15 protein-coding genes are annotated in these 16,383 nt (G+C 64.7%); 14 read left to right on the top strand and 1 reads right to left on the bottom strand.

Annotation, left to right across the window (positions count from 1 at the left end; genetic code table 11):
- Window positions 1-150: 150 nt before the first annotated feature.
- The 14 genes from ftsZ (at window position 151) to priA (ending at window position 14,866) form a co-directional block, all read left to right on the top strand.
- Complete coding sequence (ftsZ, locus tag PG2093B_RS06645) at window positions 151-1,395, top strand: cell division protein FtsZ (protein ID WP_129897823.1); 1,245 nt, start codon at window positions 151-153, stop codon at window positions 1,393-1,395.
- Between the two features lie 34 nt (window positions 1,396-1,429).
- A complete protein-coding gene (locus PG2093B_RS06640) occupies window positions 1,430-1,900 on the top strand; it encodes a cell division protein SepF (protein ID WP_129897822.1) in 471 nt (156 codons plus the stop codon).
- 53 nt (window positions 1,901-1,953) lie between these two features.
- A complete protein-coding gene (locus PG2093B_RS06635; protein ID WP_022858046.1) occupies window positions 1,954-2,244 on the top strand; it encodes a YggT family protein in 291 nt (96 codons plus the stop codon).
- A gap of 115 nt (window positions 2,245-2,359) precedes the next feature.
- Complete coding sequence (locus PG2093B_RS06630; protein WP_129897821.1) at window positions 2,360-3,904, top strand: DivIVA domain-containing protein; 1,545 nt, start codon at window positions 2,360-2,362, stop codon at window positions 3,902-3,904.
- Window positions 3,905-3,924: 20 nt separating this feature from the next.
- Complete coding sequence (locus PG2093B_RS06625; RefSeq protein ID WP_129897860.1) at window positions 3,925-4,449, top strand: signal peptidase II; 525 nt, start codon at window positions 3,925-3,927, stop codon at window positions 4,447-4,449.
- Between the two features lie 2 nt (window positions 4,450-4,451).
- Window positions 4,452-5,396, top strand: a complete 945-nt coding sequence (locus tag PG2093B_RS06620; protein ID WP_129897820.1) for an RluA family pseudouridine synthase — start codon at window positions 4,452-4,454, stop codon at window positions 5,394-5,396.
- Window positions 5,397-5,545: 149 nt separating this feature from the next.
- Window positions 5,546-5,704 carry a hypothetical protein gene (locus tag PG2093B_RS08990; RefSeq protein ID WP_165369732.1) on the top strand — a complete coding sequence of 53 codons (159 nt, stop codon included), beginning with the start codon at window positions 5,546-5,548 and terminating at the stop codon, window positions 5,702-5,704.
- Window positions 5,705-5,916: 212 nt separating this feature from the next.
- The gene (gene dnaE / locus PG2093B_RS06615) at window positions 5,917-9,477 is read left to right on the top strand and encodes a DNA polymerase III subunit alpha (RefSeq protein WP_129897819.1); all 3,561 of its coding nucleotides are present in this window, start codon (window positions 5,917-5,919) and stop codon (window positions 9,475-9,477) included.
- Between the two features lie 102 nt (window positions 9,478-9,579).
- Window positions 9,580-10,962: a histidinol dehydrogenase gene (gene hisD, locus PG2093B_RS06610; protein ID WP_022858041.1), complete on the top strand. Its 1,383-nt coding sequence runs from the start codon at window positions 9,580-9,582 to the stop codon at window positions 10,960-10,962.
- The gene (locus PG2093B_RS06605) at window positions 10,959-12,146 is read left to right on the top strand and encodes a histidinol-phosphate transaminase (protein ID WP_129897818.1); all 1,188 of its coding nucleotides are present in this window, start codon (window positions 10,959-10,961) and stop codon (window positions 12,144-12,146) included. The genes hisD and PG2093B_RS06605 overlap by 4 nt, the downstream gene beginning before the upstream one ends.
- Window positions 12,147-12,155: 9 nt before the next feature.
- Window positions 12,156-12,755, top strand: a complete 600-nt coding sequence (gene hisB, locus PG2093B_RS06600; protein ID WP_129897817.1) for an imidazoleglycerol-phosphate dehydratase HisB — start codon at window positions 12,156-12,158, stop codon at window positions 12,753-12,755.
- Window positions 12,755-13,402, top strand: a complete 648-nt coding sequence (locus tag PG2093B_RS06595) for a hypothetical protein (protein ID WP_129897816.1) — start codon at window positions 12,755-12,757, stop codon at window positions 13,400-13,402. The genes hisB and PG2093B_RS06595 overlap by 1 nt, the downstream gene beginning before the upstream one ends.
- 35 nt (window positions 13,403-13,437) lie before the next feature.
- On the top strand, window positions 13,438-14,085 hold the full coding sequence (hisH, locus tag PG2093B_RS06590; RefSeq protein WP_095507976.1) for an imidazole glycerol phosphate synthase subunit HisH: 648 nt from the start codon (window positions 13,438-13,440) through the stop codon (window positions 14,083-14,085).
- Window positions 14,086-14,137: 52 nt separating this feature from the next.
- Complete coding sequence (gene priA / locus PG2093B_RS06585) at window positions 14,138-14,866, top strand: bifunctional 1-(5-phosphoribosyl)-5-((5-phosphoribosylamino)methylideneamino)imidazole-4-carboxamide isomerase/phosphoribosylanthranilate isomerase PriA (protein ID WP_129897815.1); 729 nt, start codon at window positions 14,138-14,140, stop codon at window positions 14,864-14,866.
- Window positions 14,867-14,874: 8 nt separating this feature from the next.
- Here priA and PG2093B_RS06580 read toward each other — a convergent pair whose 3' ends face one another.
- Entirely contained in the window at window positions 14,875-16,329 is a 1,455-nt protein-coding gene (locus tag PG2093B_RS06580; protein ID WP_129897814.1) for a DUF2252 domain-containing protein, read from the bottom strand.
- Between the last annotated feature and the right edge of the window lie 54 nt (window positions 16,330-16,383).

Raw genomic sequence — 16,383 nt, 5'->3', positions numbered from 1 at the left:
ACGCTGACCGGAACGTCGAAGAAAAACCCACACCAGCACACAACCGCATCTGCTGTATTGCGCAATGGATTGAAAACGGTGAAACACGTAACATTTATCGACCCGTCTGCGATAGAGTAGAGCAAGATACGTAAATGACAGGAGAATACCGTGAGCGAGATTGCCCAGACTGACAATTTCAACGACAAAACCAACATTAAGGTCGTCGGTGTCGGTGGCGCGGGCGGCAACGCAATCAACCGCATGATCGCAGAGGGGCTGCAGAATGTGGAATTCGTCGCCATCAATACGGATGCGAAGGATCTGCTGCGTTCGGACGCCGACGTCAAGATTTCGCTGAACGACGCTTCGAGCCGTGGCCTCGGCGCTGGAGCCGACCCGGAGAAGGGCGCCAAGGCGGCCCAGGACCACCAGTCCGACATCGAAGAGGCCGTCAAGGGCGCCGACATGGTGTTCGTGACCGCCGGCGAAGGCGGCGGCACCGGCACCGGCGCAAGCCCGCTCGTCGCGCGCGCCGCCCGCCAGCAGGGCGCGCTCACGATCGCGGTCGTCACCCGCCCGTTCTCGTTCGAAGGCCCGCAGCGCGCCGCTTCCGCCGCGATGGGCATCGAGAACCTACGCAAAGAGGTCGACGCGCTCATCATCATCCCGAACGACCGCCTGCTCGAGCTCGCCGACCGTTCAATCGGCATCGTCGAGGCGTTCAAGACCGCCGACACCGCGCTGCTGGCCGGCGTGCAGGGCATCACCGACCTGATCACGATGAATTCGTACATCCACGTGGATTTCTCCGATGTCACGTCGATCCTGCGTGACTCGGGCACCGCGATGTTCGGCATCGGCTCGGCACGGGGCGAGGACCGCGCCACACAGGCCGCCGAGATCGCGATCAGCTCGCCGCTGCTCGAAGAGAGCATCGACGGCGCCAACGGCGTGCTCATCAACATCGCAGCCGGCACCGACCTCAAGCTGCAGGAGGCCACGCAGGCCACCGAGCTCATCCGCCGTTCGGCGCATCCGGAAGCGCAGATCATCTGGGGTCTGGCACTCGACGACGCCTATGGTGACGAGATCCGCGTGACCGTGATCGCCGCCGGATTCGACTCGAAGGGCGAAAAGCCGAAGCCGGCCGCCGCGCCCGCCAACCCGTTGCCGCACACGCGCGCCGACGACCCGGTGATCAAGCCGGTGAGCCATACCGGCAGCCTGCCGACCATGGTGACCTCGCCGGCCCCGAACGCCACGCCGATCTTCCAGACGGCACCCGCGGAACAGCCCGCCCAGCCGGTTGTGCCGCAGACGCCCGAAACGCCGGTGTTCGACCCGACCACGGGGCCGGACTATTACGGCTCCAACGACTCGGGCGACCTCGATATTCCGGAATTTCTGCGCTAAAGCACACTGAGACGAAGCGGAAAGGAACACCACAATGCCTGGGTTTATGAAGCGTACGATGTCTTACCTCGGTATGTCAGACGTCGTGCCCGAGGACGAAGACGAGTTCGTTGAGGAAGAAGAGAGCGAATCGTCATTCGATTCGGACCGCTCCGTGACCCCCATCCCGTCCACGGCGCCTGCAACCGCCCCCACGAGCCGCAAGACCGCGGCCCCGTTCCAAGGGCGCGTGAGCCGCATCACCACCATCCACCCGAACTCGTATGAGGATGCCCAGATGGTGGGGCGCGCGTTGCGCGACGGCGTGCCGGTCGTGCTGAACCTGACGGGCGTGTCCGAGGCCGTGGCCTACCGCATCGTCGATTTCTCGTCCGGCGTGGTGTTCGGTGTGGCCGGTTCGATCGAACGCGTCACACCGCGTGTGTTCCTGCTGAGCCCCGCCCGCGTGGACATCGTGGCCGAGGAACCGGAGCAGAGCGCCACGCGCGATTTGTTCTCGGAGTGAACAATACAGCTGTACCCCCAAGCATGCTCCCAGCCTTACGGTAGGCTGGGAGCATGCTTGCTTCATTGGTCTCTGTATTGTTTCACATCATTGACTGGCTGATCGAAGCGTACATCACCGTATTGTTTGTCCGGATGATTCTCGATTGGGTGATGGTGCTCGCACCCCGCTGGCACCCGAGTGGCATTGTCGCTTCGCTGGTACGCATTGTGTATCGGCTCACCGAACCACCGTTGCGTTGGCTCCGCAGATACATCAAACCCATTCCGATGGGGCCGATTTATTTTGACACCAGTTTTTTGGTGCTATATTTCGTGCTGATTATACTACGGGTGCTGATTTAACGGGAATACCGGCAAAGAATATGGTGCGGAAACGCTGTTATCGCAGGTTTCGTGATAGCATCTGACATTAAGACTAACTTAGCCGGGCACAAGCCCAAAGCGAGGTGGAAGATATATGGCTCTTTTGACGCCTAAGGATATTCGGGAGCACACCTTTCAAACGGTGCGTTTCAAGGAAGGGTATGACGTTGACGAGGTAGACGACTTCCTCGATCAGGTCACTGAAACCGTTGAGGCTTTGGGCAAGCAGGCCGTTTCCGGCGGCCAGTCCACGCAGGCCCTCGGACCGGATGTCTCGGCCCTCAATACCAAGATCTCCGAGCTGACCGCACAGGTGCAGTCACTCTCGCAGGAGAATCAGGCGCTCAAGGCCGCCGCTGCACAGGGGCAGGGCGAGCAGGCGCAGGCGCAGATCGCCCAGGCGAACCAGGCCGCCCAAGCCGCGCAGGGCAAGCTCGCGGAGACCGAGGAGAACAACCGCGCCCTCGCCGCACAGAACGAACAGCTCAAGTCGCAGGTCGAGCGCCTGTCCGCGCAGATCGACCAGCTCACCGCCCAGACCGCGCAAGACGCGAACCAGCCGGATCTGGCCGCCGAACTCAACTCGGTGCGTCAGGAGCGTGACCAGTTCCGCGCCGACACCGAGAACCTGCGCCGCGAGCTGAGCTCCGCACACGAGCAGACCGTGCGTGCGCAGCAGCTTGACGCACAGGTCAAGGAACTCAGCAAGCAGCTCGAGGAGTCCAAGCAGCGCGAAGAGCAGCTGCGCAACCAAGTGGCCAAGGTCGAGCCCGACACCGAGACCGGCAGCCTGCAGAAGATCAAGAGCGCCGCCGCCGCCGCCAACAGCGAGCCGGAGCGCGCCACCGCGATGCTCACGCTCGCGATGCAGCTGCACGACCAGTACGTCGACAAGGGCAAGGCCACCGCGAAGGAAATCACCGAGCAGAGCCAGCGCAAGTACGCCGAGACGATTGAGAAGGCGAACGAGTACTCGAGCCGCACGCGCACCGAGGCCGACGAATACAAGCAGCGCACGCACGAAGACGCCGACGCCTACAGCAAGCACACGCGTGAAGACGCCGACAACTACAGCAAGAGCGTGCACGACCAGGCCGACGCGTACAGCGAGAAGACGCGCCAGGAAGCCGACGCCTACAGCGACAAGACCCGCGAGGACGCCGACACCTACATGCAGAACAAGCACGCCGAAGCCGACCAGTATGTGGCCGACAAGACGACCGAAGCCAACAACTACGCCGAAACGAAGACGAACGAGGCCAACACCTACGCGGATTCCAAGGCGCATGAGGCCGACCAGTACGCCGAGCAAAAGCGGCAGGAAGGCGACTCCTACGCCCAGCAGAAGAAGGACGAAGCCGACCAGTATGTGTCCGACCGCCATCAGGAGATGGAGAAGTTCGAAGCCGACGTCAAGGGCCGTGCCGACGACTACAGCCAGACGACCCGCTCCGCGGCCGACGACTACGCCAACCAGGTGCGCGCCAACCTCGAGAACCAGTCCAAGGTCATCGAGGGCAACATTCAGGGCCTCAAGCAGTTCGAGACCGAATACCGTGCGCGTCTGACCGAGTTCCTGACCCAGCTGCAGGCGCAGGTCTCCGACACGAACAACTACAATTCCCTCGAAAACAACTGAGACGGATTGTGACTGAACACATTCAGCGGCACAGACGGCCACGCACACGCGCGGCCGTCTGTGCGTGTATCACCGTAGTGGCACTGGTGGCCGACCAGCTCACCAAGGTCCTCGCCCAAACGTACCTGGCCAGCCACCGTTCGGTCAGGGTGATTCCCAACATGCTCTCCCTGACGCTTGTGCACAATCCCGGCGCATCGCTGGGCATGGGGTCGAACATGACATGGCTCATCGCCCTGCTGGCGATCGTGGCGTGCATCGTGCTCGTGCTGCTCGCGACGAAAACCGATTCGATGCTGTGGACGGTGTGGTTCGCCTTGGCGTTCGCCGGCGCGTTTGGCAATCTGATCGACCGCTTTGCCTATGCGGACGGATTCCTCAACGGCAAGGTCGTGGACTTCCTCGATTACGGCTGGTCCGTAGGTAATGTGGCCGACATCTTCCTGATGGTCGCCGGCGTGGGCATTGTGGTGACGATCCTGTGCAATGTGCCGTTCCGGTCCACCGACACCACCGAGGATGGCGCCACCGGCGAAAGCGAGTAGGCATGGGCACGATCATTCCCGCACCTGATGCACTCATCGGACGTCGGTTCGACGTGGCCGTGGCCAAGATGATGGGGATCTCACGTGCCAAGGCGGCTGACCTCATCGAGACGGGCCAGGCCACGATCGTGGGGCGCACGCCAAGCAAATCGGACACGCTGCAGCTGGGCGACCTTGTGGAGATCACCCTCGAGGAACGCGAGGAGCGTCCCGAACCGGTGGCCACCGACATGGCGATCGCCTACGAGGACGACGACGTGGTGATCGTCGACAAACCGGTCGGCGTGGCAGCCCACGCCTCGGTGGGGTGGACGGGACCCACCGTGCTGGGGTCGCTGCTTGACCGCGGCGTGCATATCACGAGCCTCGGCGCGCCGGGCCGCCAAGGCATCGTCTCACGACTCGATGTGGGTACATCGGGCCTCATGCTCGTGTGCAAGTCAGATCTGGCCTACACCGAGATGCGCCGCCAGTTCGCCGAACACGAGGTGGTCAAGACCTACCATGCTCTGGCGCAAGGCAACCTCAAAGAGAACAAGGCCACCATCGACGCGCCGATCGGCCGCGCCAAGGTCTCCGACTTCCGGTTCTGCGTGACGCCAGCGGGCAAAGACGCGGTGACGCATTGGGATGTCATGGAACGCTTCGGTGAGGCGACACTCGCTTCGGTCAATCTCGAGACCGGCCGTACGCACCAGATCCGTGTGCATTTCTCGTCGATCGGGCACCCGCTTGTGGGCGACGCGATGTACGGGGCGAATCCCCGGCTCAGCGAGGAACTGGGGCTGGAGCGCCAATGGCTGCACGCGATGCAGCTTGAGTTCCGGCACCCGCGCACGCACGTCACCACGGTCGTCACCTCGCAATATCCGGCGGACCTGCAGCATGCGCTTGACATGATGCGCGCGCATCACGCAGATCACTCCACGCCGTCCACGCCACAATAGTGCAGATGGTGAATCCGACGGTGGCGCCCGCGGCGAGCATCCCAAGCGGCAAGAGGCCGAGCATCACCAGGATCATCACGGGGCTCGTGTGCCCCGCGAACAGCGACTGAACGCCGAGCGCGAACAGCACGACCGTCACAATCACGGTGATGAGGCATGCCACGGCGCCGATCGTGCAGCCACGTGCGCGTGCCTGCAAGGCGGCCGGGGCACGGCCACGGCTTGACGCGGTGGCGCGCACAGTGGCGAAGCGGGGCATCGCCTGCATGGGCTGGAGGTACGGCGTCGGCGGTGTCTGCGGCTGGTGAGCGGTCCGGGGCGCCGGCCGGTTGGTCTGTGTTGTGTGTTCCATACGCCCACGCTAGCGGAGCGCCTTGCACGGTGCAAACCGTGCGCGGGCATGTGCATGGACGGCCCGAACGGCGTGTCGGCGCGCCACGCGCCGCATCATGCGCATGGCGCGCAGCCGGTGCCGCAGACCCTTGCGCACCGTCATGCGAAACGGGTAGATTTGAACCTTATGGCTCAATCCGCAAACTTTGTTCAACTGCACAACCACACGCATTATTCGCTGCTTGACGGCGCTTCGAAGATCCCGGATTTGGTCAAGTGCGCCAAGGAGCTGGGCATGCCGGCGGTCGGCATCGCCGACCATGGCAATATGCATGGCGCGTATGAGATGTGGAGCGAGGCGGTCAAGCAAGGTGTCAAGCCGATCCTGGGCATCGAGGCGTATGTGACGCCGGAGACGGCGCGCGGCGACAAATCGCGTGTGCACTGGGGCACCGAGGCGCAGAAAGGCGACGACGTGTCGGGTGGCGGCCTGATCACCCACCTGACGTTGTGGGCGGAGGACGACGAGGGCCTCGTCAATCTGACGAAGGCCTCGTCGGTGGCGAACCTTGAAGGACGCGTGATGCGCTATCCGCGTATGGACAAGGATGTGCTCGCCACGTACAGCAAGGGCGTGATCTGCGGGTCGGGCTGCCCGTCGGGCATCGTGCAGACGCGCTTGCGCCTGGGGCAGTTCGACGAGGCGCTGCGCGCCGCCGGCGAACTGCAGGACATCTATGGCAAAGAGAACTTCTACATCGAACTGATGGACCATGGGCTCGAGATCGAGCGCCGCGTGACGAACGACCTGCTCGACATCGCCAAACGGCTTGGCGCGCCCCTGCTCGCCACGAACGACTCGCACTACGTGCACAAGGAGGACGCCGGCGCGCAGGATGCGATGTTGTGTATCAATTCGGGGTCCACGCTTGATGAGCCGGGGCGGTTCAAGTTCGAGGGCGAGGGCTATTACATGCGGTCGGCCCAGGAGATGCGAGAGTTGTTCCGGGACCTGCCCGAGGCGTGTGACAACACGTTGGAGGTCGCGGAGCGGTGCAATGTGATGTTCGACGACCATGAGGACGGCGCGTTCATGCCGCAGTTCCCGTGCCCGCCGGGCTGGGACGAGACCTCGCTGTTTTTGAAGAAGGTCGAGGAGGGCCTGGAGAGGCGCTATGAGGGCAATGTGCCGGCGCATGTGCTCAAGCAGTCGGATTACGAGTGCGGTGTGATCTGCCAGATGCAGTTCCCGGGCTACTTCCTGGTGGTGGCGGACTACATCCAGTGGGCCAAGGACCATGGGATCATGGTCGGCCCCGGGCGTGGTTCGGCGGCGGGTTCGATGGTCGCGTACGCGATGGGCATCACCGAGCTCGACCCGTTGGAGCATGGCCTGATCTTCGAGCGGTTCCTCAACCCCGAGCGTGTGAGCCTGCCGGACATCGATGTGGACTTCGACCCGGAGGGCCGTCTGGAGGTCATCGACTACTGCCGTGAGAAGTACGGGCATGACAAGGTCGCGCAGTGCGTGATCTACGGCACGATCAAGACGAAGCAGGCGCTCAAGGACTCGGCGCGCATCATGGGCTACGAGTTCTCGATGGGCGAGAAGGTCACCAAGGCACTGCCACCGGCCGCGACCGGCGGCAAGGACGTGCCGCTGCACGACATCTTCGACCCTAAGGCCAAGAGGTACGCCGAGGCGCGTGAGTTCCGCGAGTTGTACGAGTCGGACCCGGACGCCAGGCGCATCACGGATGAGGCGATGGGCATCGAGGGCCTGATCCGCCAGACGGGTGTGCATGCGTGCGCCACGATCATGGGTTCGGAGCCGATCACGGACACGTCGCCGTTGCTGGAGCGCACCGACGGGACGATCACGACGACGTTCGAGTACCATACGTGCGAGACGCTGGGCCTGGTGAAGATGGACTTCCTGGGGCTTTCCAACCTTACGGTGATCGGCGACACGTTGAGGAACATCGCGGCCAACGGCAAGGAGCCGATCGACTACACGAAGATCCCGTTGGACGACAAGCAGACGTACGAACTGCTGTCGCGCGGTGACACGCTGGGCGTGTTCCAGTTGGATTCGGACGGCATGCGCGCCTTGCTCAAGAGCCTCAAGCCGGACAACTTCAACGACATCTCCGCGCTGATCGCCCTGTACCGGCCGGGCCCGATGGATATGGACTCGCACAACAACTACGCCAAGCGCAAGAACGGCCTGCAGCAGATCACGCCGATCCACCCGGAGGTGGCCGAACCGCTCAAGGAGGTGCTCGACGAGACATACGGCCTGATCGTGTACCAGGAGCAGGTGCAGTCCGCGGCCCGGATCCTGGCGGGCTATTCGCTGGGCAAGGCGGACGTGCTGCGCCGCGCGATGGGCAAGAAGAAGCCCGAGGTGCTGGCCCGCGAGCAGATCCCGTTCTTCGCGGGCATGAAGGAGCACGGCTACTCCGAGGAGGCCGCGCAGGCGGTGTGGGACATCCTGGTGCCGTTCTCGGGCTACGCGTTCAACAAGGCCCATTCGGCCGCCTACGGCCTGATCTCGTACTGGACCGCGTACCTCAAGGCGCATTACCCGGTCGAGTTCATGGCCGCCCTGCTGCAGGGCGCCGCGAGCAACAAGGACAAGACCGCGCTCTACCTGGGCGAGGCGCGGCGCATGGGCATCAAGGTCCTGTCCCCGGACGTCAACGAATCCGTCTACGCGTACTCCGCCGTCGGCGACGTCGTGCGCTTCGGCCTCGGCGCCATCAGAAACGTCGGCGAGCAGGCGGTGAACGACATCATCGAGGAACGCAACGGCAAGCGCGGCAAATACGTCAACTTCCTCGATTTCGTGCGCCGTGTGCCGCTCAACGCGCTCAACAGGCGGCTCGTGGAATCGCTGATCAAGGCCGGTGCCTTCGACTCGATCGACCCGAACCGGCGCGCCCTGTTCACCGTGCACGAAGCGGCGATCGAATCGGTCGTGGACCTCAAGCGCAAGCAGGCGGCCGGCCAGTTCGACCTGTTCGCCGACGTGGACGGCGACGGCGAGGACGAAGACGCGATGGGCGACGCCTCTATCAGCGTGCCCGACGTGGAGGAGTGGGACAAGAAGACCAAGCTCAACTTCGAACGCGAGATGCTGGGCCTGTATGTGTCCGACCACCCGCTGTCGGGCATGCAGTCCGTGCTCGCGAATCTGCGTGAGATGTCCATCGCGCAGTTCATCGACCGCGCCGACCGTCTGCCCGAACGCACACAGGTCGTGCTCGCCGGGCTGATCACCAATGTGGACCGCCGCATGTCGAAGAAAGGCAATCCGTGGGCGATCGTGACGATCGAAGACATGGAAAGCTCGATCCAGTGCATGATGTTCGGCAAGGTGTACGAAGCGGCGGCGGCCGACCTGGCCGTCGACACCGTGGTGCAGATGCGCGGCACGCCCGAAGTGCGCGACGAGACGGTGAGCATGCGCGCCACCGAGATGCAGGTGCCGTCGCTCGAAGCGGAGGACGAGCGGCCGGTGATCGTGACGCTGCCGTTGCACGCGCTGCAACGCGACCGTCTTGAGCAGCTCGGCTCGATCCTGTCGAACCATCCGGGCTATTGCGAGGTCAAGCTCGCCGTCTTCGATGACAACGGCAACGCGCGCGTCATGACGATGGGCGACCGGTTCCGCGTCACACGCGACACGAGCCTGTTCGCGGACATCAAGGTCGTGTTCGGGCCGAACGCATTGCTCGGCGCATGACGGCAAGGGGTCAGGTAATCACATCGTGAGATGCGGCGACGCGTGAATCATGCTCGTGACAGGCCATTGTTACGATAGTGCGGTATGAGTGCTGAAAACTACATGCGCATCATTGACCTGCGCGGAAAAACCCTGACCCGTGCCGAAATGCTCGCCGCGATGCCGCGCGCCGAGATGGGCACCGACGAAGCCACCGAACTGGTGCAGCCGATCCTCGACAACGTGAAGCGCAATGGTGCCAAGGCGTTGCGCGAGTATGCCGAGCGGTTCGACCACGTGGTGCCGAAGAAGCTGCGCGTGCCGGCCGACGTGATGGACGCCGCGGTGGCGCAGCTCGACCCCGAGGTGCGCGCCGCGATCGAGGAGTCGATCCGCCGCGCCCGCGCCGTCGCACAGAACCAGGTGCCCGAGGACTTCCACACCGACCTGGCCGAAGGCGCGCGCGTGTCCGAACGCTGGATCCCGGTGCAGCGTGTGGGCCTGTATGTGCCCGGCGGCAAGGCCGTCTACCCGAGCTCGGTCATCATGAACGCCGTGCCGGCGCAGGCGGCGGGCGTCGAATCGCTCGCGATCGCCACGCCGCCGAACCGCAACGACCCGGACGGCTGGCCGAACAAGACGATTCTCGCCACATGCGCGATGCTCGGCGTCGATGAGGTCTATGCCGTCGGCGGCGCCCAGGCGATCGCGATGTTCGCGTACGGCGCGACCGACGTGGACGATCCCACGAACCCGGTGCTGTGCGAGCCGGTCGACAAGATCACCGGCCCGGGCAACATCTTCGTCGCCACGGCGAAGCGCCTCGTCTCCGGCATCGTCGGCATTGACGCCGTGGCCGGCCCGACCGAGATCGCGATCATCGCCGACAAGGACGCGAACCCCGAATTCGTGGCGGCCGACCTGATCGGACAGGCCGAGCACGACGAGCTCGCCGGCTCGGTGCTGATCACCGACAGCCCCGAACTCGCCGATGCCGTGCAGGCGAGCCTGCTCAAGCGCGTGCCGCGCACCGAGCACGCCGAGCGCGTCGAGACATCGCTGCGTGGCCAGCAGTCGGGCATCATCCTCACCGATTCGGTCGACCAGTCGATTGACGCCGCCAATGCGTATGCGGCCGAGCACCTCGAAGTGCAGACCGCTGACCCCGATGCGGTGATCGCCAGGATCCGCAACGCCGGCGCCATCTTCCGTGGCCCGTATTCGCCGGTGCCGCTCGGCGACTACATGTCCGGGTCGAACCACGTGCTGCCCACCTCGGGCACCGCGCGATTCGCCGCCGGCCTTGGCGTGCACACGTTCATGAAGCCGGTCGAAGTGATCGAATATGACGAGCAGGGACTCAAGGAGCTCGCCTCGCGCGTCAACGCGTTCGCCGTCTCCGAAGACCTGCCCGCACACGGCGAAAGCGTGCTGACGCGCTTCGTGGCCGACCCATACGACAAAGAGACGCTCACGAGCCAGGAAGAGGAGGCAGGCCTTCGATGAACGAAGGGATGATTCCCGCGGATCTGCCGCTGCGCAATGACCTGATTGGTGAGGAGCCCTACGGCGCCCCGCAGATCGACGTGCCGGTGTGCCTCAATGTGAACGAGAACCCGTACCCGCCGAGCCACGCGGTCGTGCGCAGCATCGAAAAGCGCATCCGCGAGATCGCGCCGACGCTCAACCGTTACCCGGACCGTGAACACATGGAGCTGCGTCAGGCCTTCGTGGACTACCTGGCCAAGGAATCCCAAGCCTCGCTCACGACCGATCAGGTGTGGGGCGCGAACGGGTCCAACGAGATCATGCTCCAGATATTCCAGGCCTTCGGCGGACCGGGGCGCGCGGCGCTCGGCTGCGACCCCACGTATTCGATGTACCCGGAGTATGCGCGCGACACGTTCACCCAGTGGCACACGGCCCCGCGCAACGCCGACTTCACCCTCGACATGGACCGCACGATCGAGGCGATTCGCGCGATCGAGCCGTCCATCGTCATGCTCACGAGCCCGAACAACCCGACGGGCACGGCGCTGCCGATGACCGACCTGAAGCGGATCCTCGACTTCTGCCAGAACGCGCGCGTCGCGGGCGCCGCGCCCGGTGTGCACCCGATCGTCGTCGTCGACGAGGCGTACATCGAGTTCCGCGACCCGGGCACGCCGTCGGCCACAACGCTCGTCAACACGTACGCGAACCTCGCGGTGAGCCGCACGATGAGCAAGGCGTTCGCATTCGCGGGCGCGCGCGTGGGGTACGTCGCGGCCAGCGCGGGCATCATCGACTGCCTGCGCATCGTGCGCATGCCGTACCATCTTTCGGCGGTCACGCAGGCGACCGCGCTCGCCGGGTTCGACCACACCGACGACCAGCTCGCGCAGGTCGACCATCTGCGTGAGCTGCGCGAGCAGACCGCGCAGTGGCTCAGGGAGCAGACATACAAGGGCGAGCCGCTCGAAGTGGCGCCGTCACAGTCGAATTTCCTCATGTTCGGCGGGCATTTCGACGACCGCGGCATGATCTTCGACGAGATGCTGCGCCGTGGCGTGCTTATCCGCGTGGTGGGGCCGGACGGCTGGCTGCGCGTGTGCATGGGCACCGACGACGAGATGGCACGGTTCCGCGAGGCGCTCACCGCATCGATGCGCGCCGTCGAGGAACAGACGAACCAAGCGAACCAGCAGTAAGGAGCGAGCATGGCACGCACGGCCACGATCACGCGGCAGACAAGCGAATCCACGATTGAACTCAGCCTCGACCTCGATGGCACGGGCAAGACCGACATCGAGACGTCGGTGCCGTTCTACAACCATATGATGACGGCGTTGGGCAAGCATTCGCTCATCGACCTGACGATCCGCGCCACCGGCGACACCGACATCGATGCGCACCATACGGTGGAGGACACGGCGATTGTATTCGGTGAGGCGCTCAAGCAGGCGCTCGGCGACAAACGCGGCATCCGCCGCTTCGCCGACGCCACGGTGCCGCTCGACGAGGCGCTCGCCAAGGCGGTCGTGGATGTGTCGGGCCGGCCGTACTGCGTGTGCACGGGGGAGCCGGAAGGCTTCCAGTACGCGATGATCGGCGGGCATTTCACCGGCTCGCTTGTGCGCCATGTCATGGAGTCGATCGCGTTCCATGCCGACATCTGCCTGCATCTGCACCTCATCGCGGGCCGCGACCCGCACCATATCGCCGAAGCCGAGTTCAAGGCGCTCGCGCGCGCGTTGCGGTTCGCGATCGAGCCCGACCCGCGCGTCGAAGGCATTCCGAGCACGAAGGGCGCGTTGTGATGGCAGACGAACCTGACGAACCCGAACGGCCGGACGACGACGGCGAGCATTTCGACGACGCCGAATTGGAAGCGATGCTCGAGAACTTCGAAGAGGAGTTCCACGAGGGCGAAGGCGGCGCCGGCGAGCCGGCCGATCCCACTGGCGACGAGCCCTCGTTCGAAGACGAGCTCGAAGGCCTGCTGGGCGACAAGGCGAAGGCGGCGTTCATCTGCACGCGGCTCAACTCCGCGGAGCTGCTGGCCGCGTTCTGCCAGATCTCCGACATCTCCGCCGAATGCATCGGATCGGAGCAGGGCGCCGTCGCCGTGTTGCACAACCTCGACGGAGACGGCCCGGAGGCCGCGGTGAAGGACCTGACGAAGGTCGTGGGCGGCCTGTCCGGGCTGCTCGTGGTCAACCGCGCCGACAAGGTGGAAGCGACGGTGTATTACAACGGACAGGCCGGCGAACAACTGCCACCGCCCTTTGTGTTCCCGTCGCTCGCCCCGTTCGTCGAAGACGTGATGCTGGGCATCTCGACGGTGCAGGACGTGCTTGCGCAATCCGACGACGTCGTGTCGTCGGACGCCATGGGACAGACCCGCGCATACGGGATCATCGCGAAGCACACGCACATGGGCGGCGGCCAGTCGTCGATCGAATAGCCGCGGCCACGGCGGAACACTGGAAGGAGAAAGCTATGAAGACGGTTGTCGTGTTCGACTATGGGTTCGGCAACGTGCGGTCCATGGTGCGCGCGCTCGCGGACCAAGGGCTCGACGTGACGCTCACGTCCGACTACCGGCAGGCACTTGAGGCGGACGGCCTTGTGGTGCCCGGCGTGGGTGCGTACGGCGCCTGCATGGAGGGCCTGCGCAAGGTCAGTGGCGACCGGGTCATCTACGACCGGTTGCGTGCCGACCGCCCGGTGCTCGGTGTATGCGTCGGTGAACAGATCATGTTCACCGAAGGCGAGGAGCACGGCGTCGACACCGAGGGCCTTGGCCTGATCGGAGGCGCGGTGACGCGCCTGGACGCCGATGTGGTGCCGCACATGGGCTGGGACACCGTGCAGGCGCCCGAAGGCTCGATTCTGCTTGACGGCGTCGAGGACGAACGGTTCTACTTCGTGCACTCGTACGCCGCATGCGACGTCACGCCGGCCGATACGAGCGAATACCAGATCGATTTCGCCGACGCCCCCGAGCGCGTGGCATGGTGCACATACGGGCGCAGCCGTTTTGTGGCGGCGTACGAGCACGGTCCGCTGTTCGCCACGCAATTCCACCCCGAGAAATCCGCGCAGGCCGGCGCACGGCTGCTGCGCAACTGGGCGAACGTGCTGTAAGCCCCCGCATCTGTAGACCAACCGACCAACCCAACCACCGAAGGAACACATTATGGCATTGACACTGCTCCCGGCCGTCGACGTTCGCGATGGCAAGGCCGTCCGGCTGCGCCAAGGCGAGTCCGGCTCCGAAACGGATTATGGTTCGCCGCTCGACGCCGCCCGCACATGGGTGGACGCCGGCGCGCAGTGGATCCATCTGGTGGATCTGGACGCGGCCTTCGGCACTGGCGACAACCGTGCGCAGCTGCGGCGGATCGTGGCCGAACTGGGCGACGTGGTGAACATCGAGATGTCGGGCGGCGTGCGCGACGACGCCTCGCTCGACGCGGCGCTCGACGCCGGCGCCGCGCGCGTGAACATCGGCACCGCCGCGCTCGAGAACCCCGAGTGGACGGCGCGCGTGATCGCCAAGTACGGCGACCGCGTGGCCGTGGGCCTCGACGTGCGCGGGCACACGCTCGCCGCACGCGGCTGGGTCAAGGAAGGCGGCGACCTGTTCGAGACGATGCGCTTCCTCGACGACGCCGGCTGCAGCCGGTACGTGGTGACCGACGTGACACGCGACGGCATGATGAGCGGACCGAACATCGACCTGCTGCGCGAAGTCGCCGAACGCACCGACGCGAAGGTCACGGCTTCAGGAGGCATCTCCAAGCTCGCCGACCTCGAGGCGATCAAGACGCTCGACGATCTGGGCGTGGACTCCGCCATCCTGGGCAAATCGCTGTATGCGGGGGCGTTCACCCTGCAGGAGGCCCTTGCCGTCGCGGCGGACTGACCTCCGACTCATTTCTTTGAGCAGGGCAGTTCGCCGTCCTTGATCATCTGCTTGAAGACGTGGTAATCCTCTTCGTTCTGGTCCGCATAGGAATCGGCGAATGAGGTCATCGCGTCGTCGAACGTGTCCGTGCCGCCGAGGTAGTTCGCGATCGCGATGCCGTCGCCGGTGCGGGCATGGGCATGCGCAAGGCACCATGCGCACATGCGCCCCAGATCGTTCAACGCCACGTCGTTGAGGTGATTGATGTCGATCGACCCCTTGCCGTTCCACAGCTGGCGCACGTAATAGTCACGCGGCAGGCCGTCGTTCGCCAGGAATTTGGTCCAGCCGAGCATGATGTCGGCGGTGGTCTGGATCAGCTTCTGGCCCTGCACCACGCGTTCGCCGTGCGACGCGTACGGGCTGCGGCCCACAAACCGTTCGAGCACCGAATCGGTGGCCTCCTTCATCTGCAGCATGAGCGGGTCGTGGATGTCACGGCCCGTCAGGATCGACACCCATGCGCGCGTGCCGACGGAGCCGACGCCCACGACCTTGCGCGCCGTGTCGTGGTACGTGTATTGGCTCAACACATGCCGGCGGTCCTCGTACAGCGAATCGCGGTATGAGTCGAACAGCTGCCGCAGCCGCTCACGCAGCGCATCCAGGTCGTTGTATCCCTCAAGGTCGCGGATGGGGACGAGCTCGGGCGGCATCGACTTGAACCGCAGCGTGTCCCCGTCGAGCACGGTGAGCTTCGCGGCGGCGCCGTCGGAGTCCTTGGCGCGCGCCTTCATCACCGCCGCGCGCAGCGTGCGGTTGCGGTGGCCGTCATGCGCGCTTTCGAACTGGTCGAGTGTATGCTCCACGTCCAGATGGTCATACCACATGTCGAGGTAATCCATCTGCGCGAACTGGTCGATCATCTGCCGGTAGGTGCGCACGCACGCGCGCACCGCCTTCTGTCGGTCCTTCGAATAGATGTTGTTGGCGCGCCCGCAGATCTCCACCGACGCGGCGAGGCGCTTGATGTCCCATTCCCACGGGCCGGTCGTCGTCTCGTCGAAGTCGTTGATGTCGAACACCAAGTGGCGGGTGGGGGAATAGAACAGGCCGAAATTGCCGATATGCGCGTCGCCCACCGCCTGCACGGGAATGCCCGTCACGGGCATGCGCGCCAGATCGTTGGCCATGATCAGCGCGGTGCCGCGGTAGAACGTGAACGCGGAGTCGCTCATGCGGTAGTACCGCAGCGGGATGAGGCTCTGCAGGCGCGTCTTCGACTGCTCCTCGAGCAGTCCGATGACCTCGCGCCGATCCGGGTGCACATGCCAGATGGCGTGTGATTCGAGCGGCGCCCGTTCGCGTGCGTCCAGGCCGGCGCGCGCCCGCTCCTTGGGTGTGGCCGCCTGATGCCATGTCAAGTCGATGATGGGGTTGTCTGCGGTCGAATCGACGATCGTGCTGGATTGTGCGCTCATAGTGCACCACGATAGCGCAGCGGTGGCATGGGCCACGTGCCGGGCGAGTCCGCA

This window comes from Bifidobacterium pseudolongum subsp. globosum (genome assembly GCF_004155535.1).
Taxonomy (GTDB): Bacteria; Actinomycetota; Actinomycetes; order Actinomycetales; family Bifidobacteriaceae; genus Bifidobacterium; species Bifidobacterium pseudolongum_C.
The sequence above is the reverse complement of the archived record's forward strand: the minus strand, read 5'-3'. Positions and strand labels throughout refer to the sequence as shown.

Excerpts from the sequence above, each read along its gene's own strand:
- priA (WP_129897815.1), top strand. The coding sequence starts at position 14,138 with ATGGCATTGACACTGCTCCCGGCCGTCGACGTTCGCGATGGCAAGGCC.
- hisB (WP_129897817.1), top strand. The coding sequence starts at position 12,156 with ATGGCACGCACGGCCACGATCACGCGGCAGACAAGCGAATCCACGATT.
- PG2093B_RS06595 (WP_129897816.1), top strand. The coding sequence starts at position 12,755 with ATGGCAGACGAACCTGACGAACCCGAACGGCCGGACGACGACGGCGAG.
- hisH (WP_095507976.1), top strand. The coding sequence starts at position 13,438 with ATGAAGACGGTTGTCGTGTTCGACTATGGGTTCGGCAACGTGCGGTCC.
- PG2093B_RS06620 (WP_129897820.1), top strand. The coding sequence starts at position 4,452 with ATGGGCACGATCATTCCCGCACCTGATGCACTCATCGGACGTCGGTTC.
- PG2093B_RS06635 (WP_022858046.1), top strand. The coding sequence starts at position 1,954 with ATGCTTGCTTCATTGGTCTCTGTATTGTTTCACATCATTGACTGGCTG.
- PG2093B_RS08990 (WP_165369732.1), top strand. The coding sequence starts at position 5,546 with ATGAGGCATGCCACGGCGCCGATCGTGCAGCCACGTGCGCGTGCCTGC.
- PG2093B_RS06605 (WP_129897818.1), top strand. The coding sequence starts at position 10,959 with ATGAACGAAGGGATGATTCCCGCGGATCTGCCGCTGCGCAATGACCTG.
- PG2093B_RS06580 (WP_129897814.1), bottom strand. The coding sequence starts at position 16,329 with ATGAGCGCACAATCCAGCACGATCGTCGATTCGACCGCAGACAACCCC.
- dnaE (WP_129897819.1), top strand. The coding sequence starts at position 5,917 with ATGGCTCAATCCGCAAACTTTGTTCAACTGCACAACCACACGCATTAT.
- PG2093B_RS06630 (WP_129897821.1), top strand. The coding sequence starts at position 2,360 with ATGGCTCTTTTGACGCCTAAGGATATTCGGGAGCACACCTTTCAAACG.
- PG2093B_RS06640 (WP_129897822.1), top strand. The coding sequence starts at position 1,430 with ATGCCTGGGTTTATGAAGCGTACGATGTCTTACCTCGGTATGTCAGAC.
- hisD (WP_022858041.1), top strand. The coding sequence starts at position 9,580 with ATGCGCATCATTGACCTGCGCGGAAAAACCCTGACCCGTGCCGAAATG.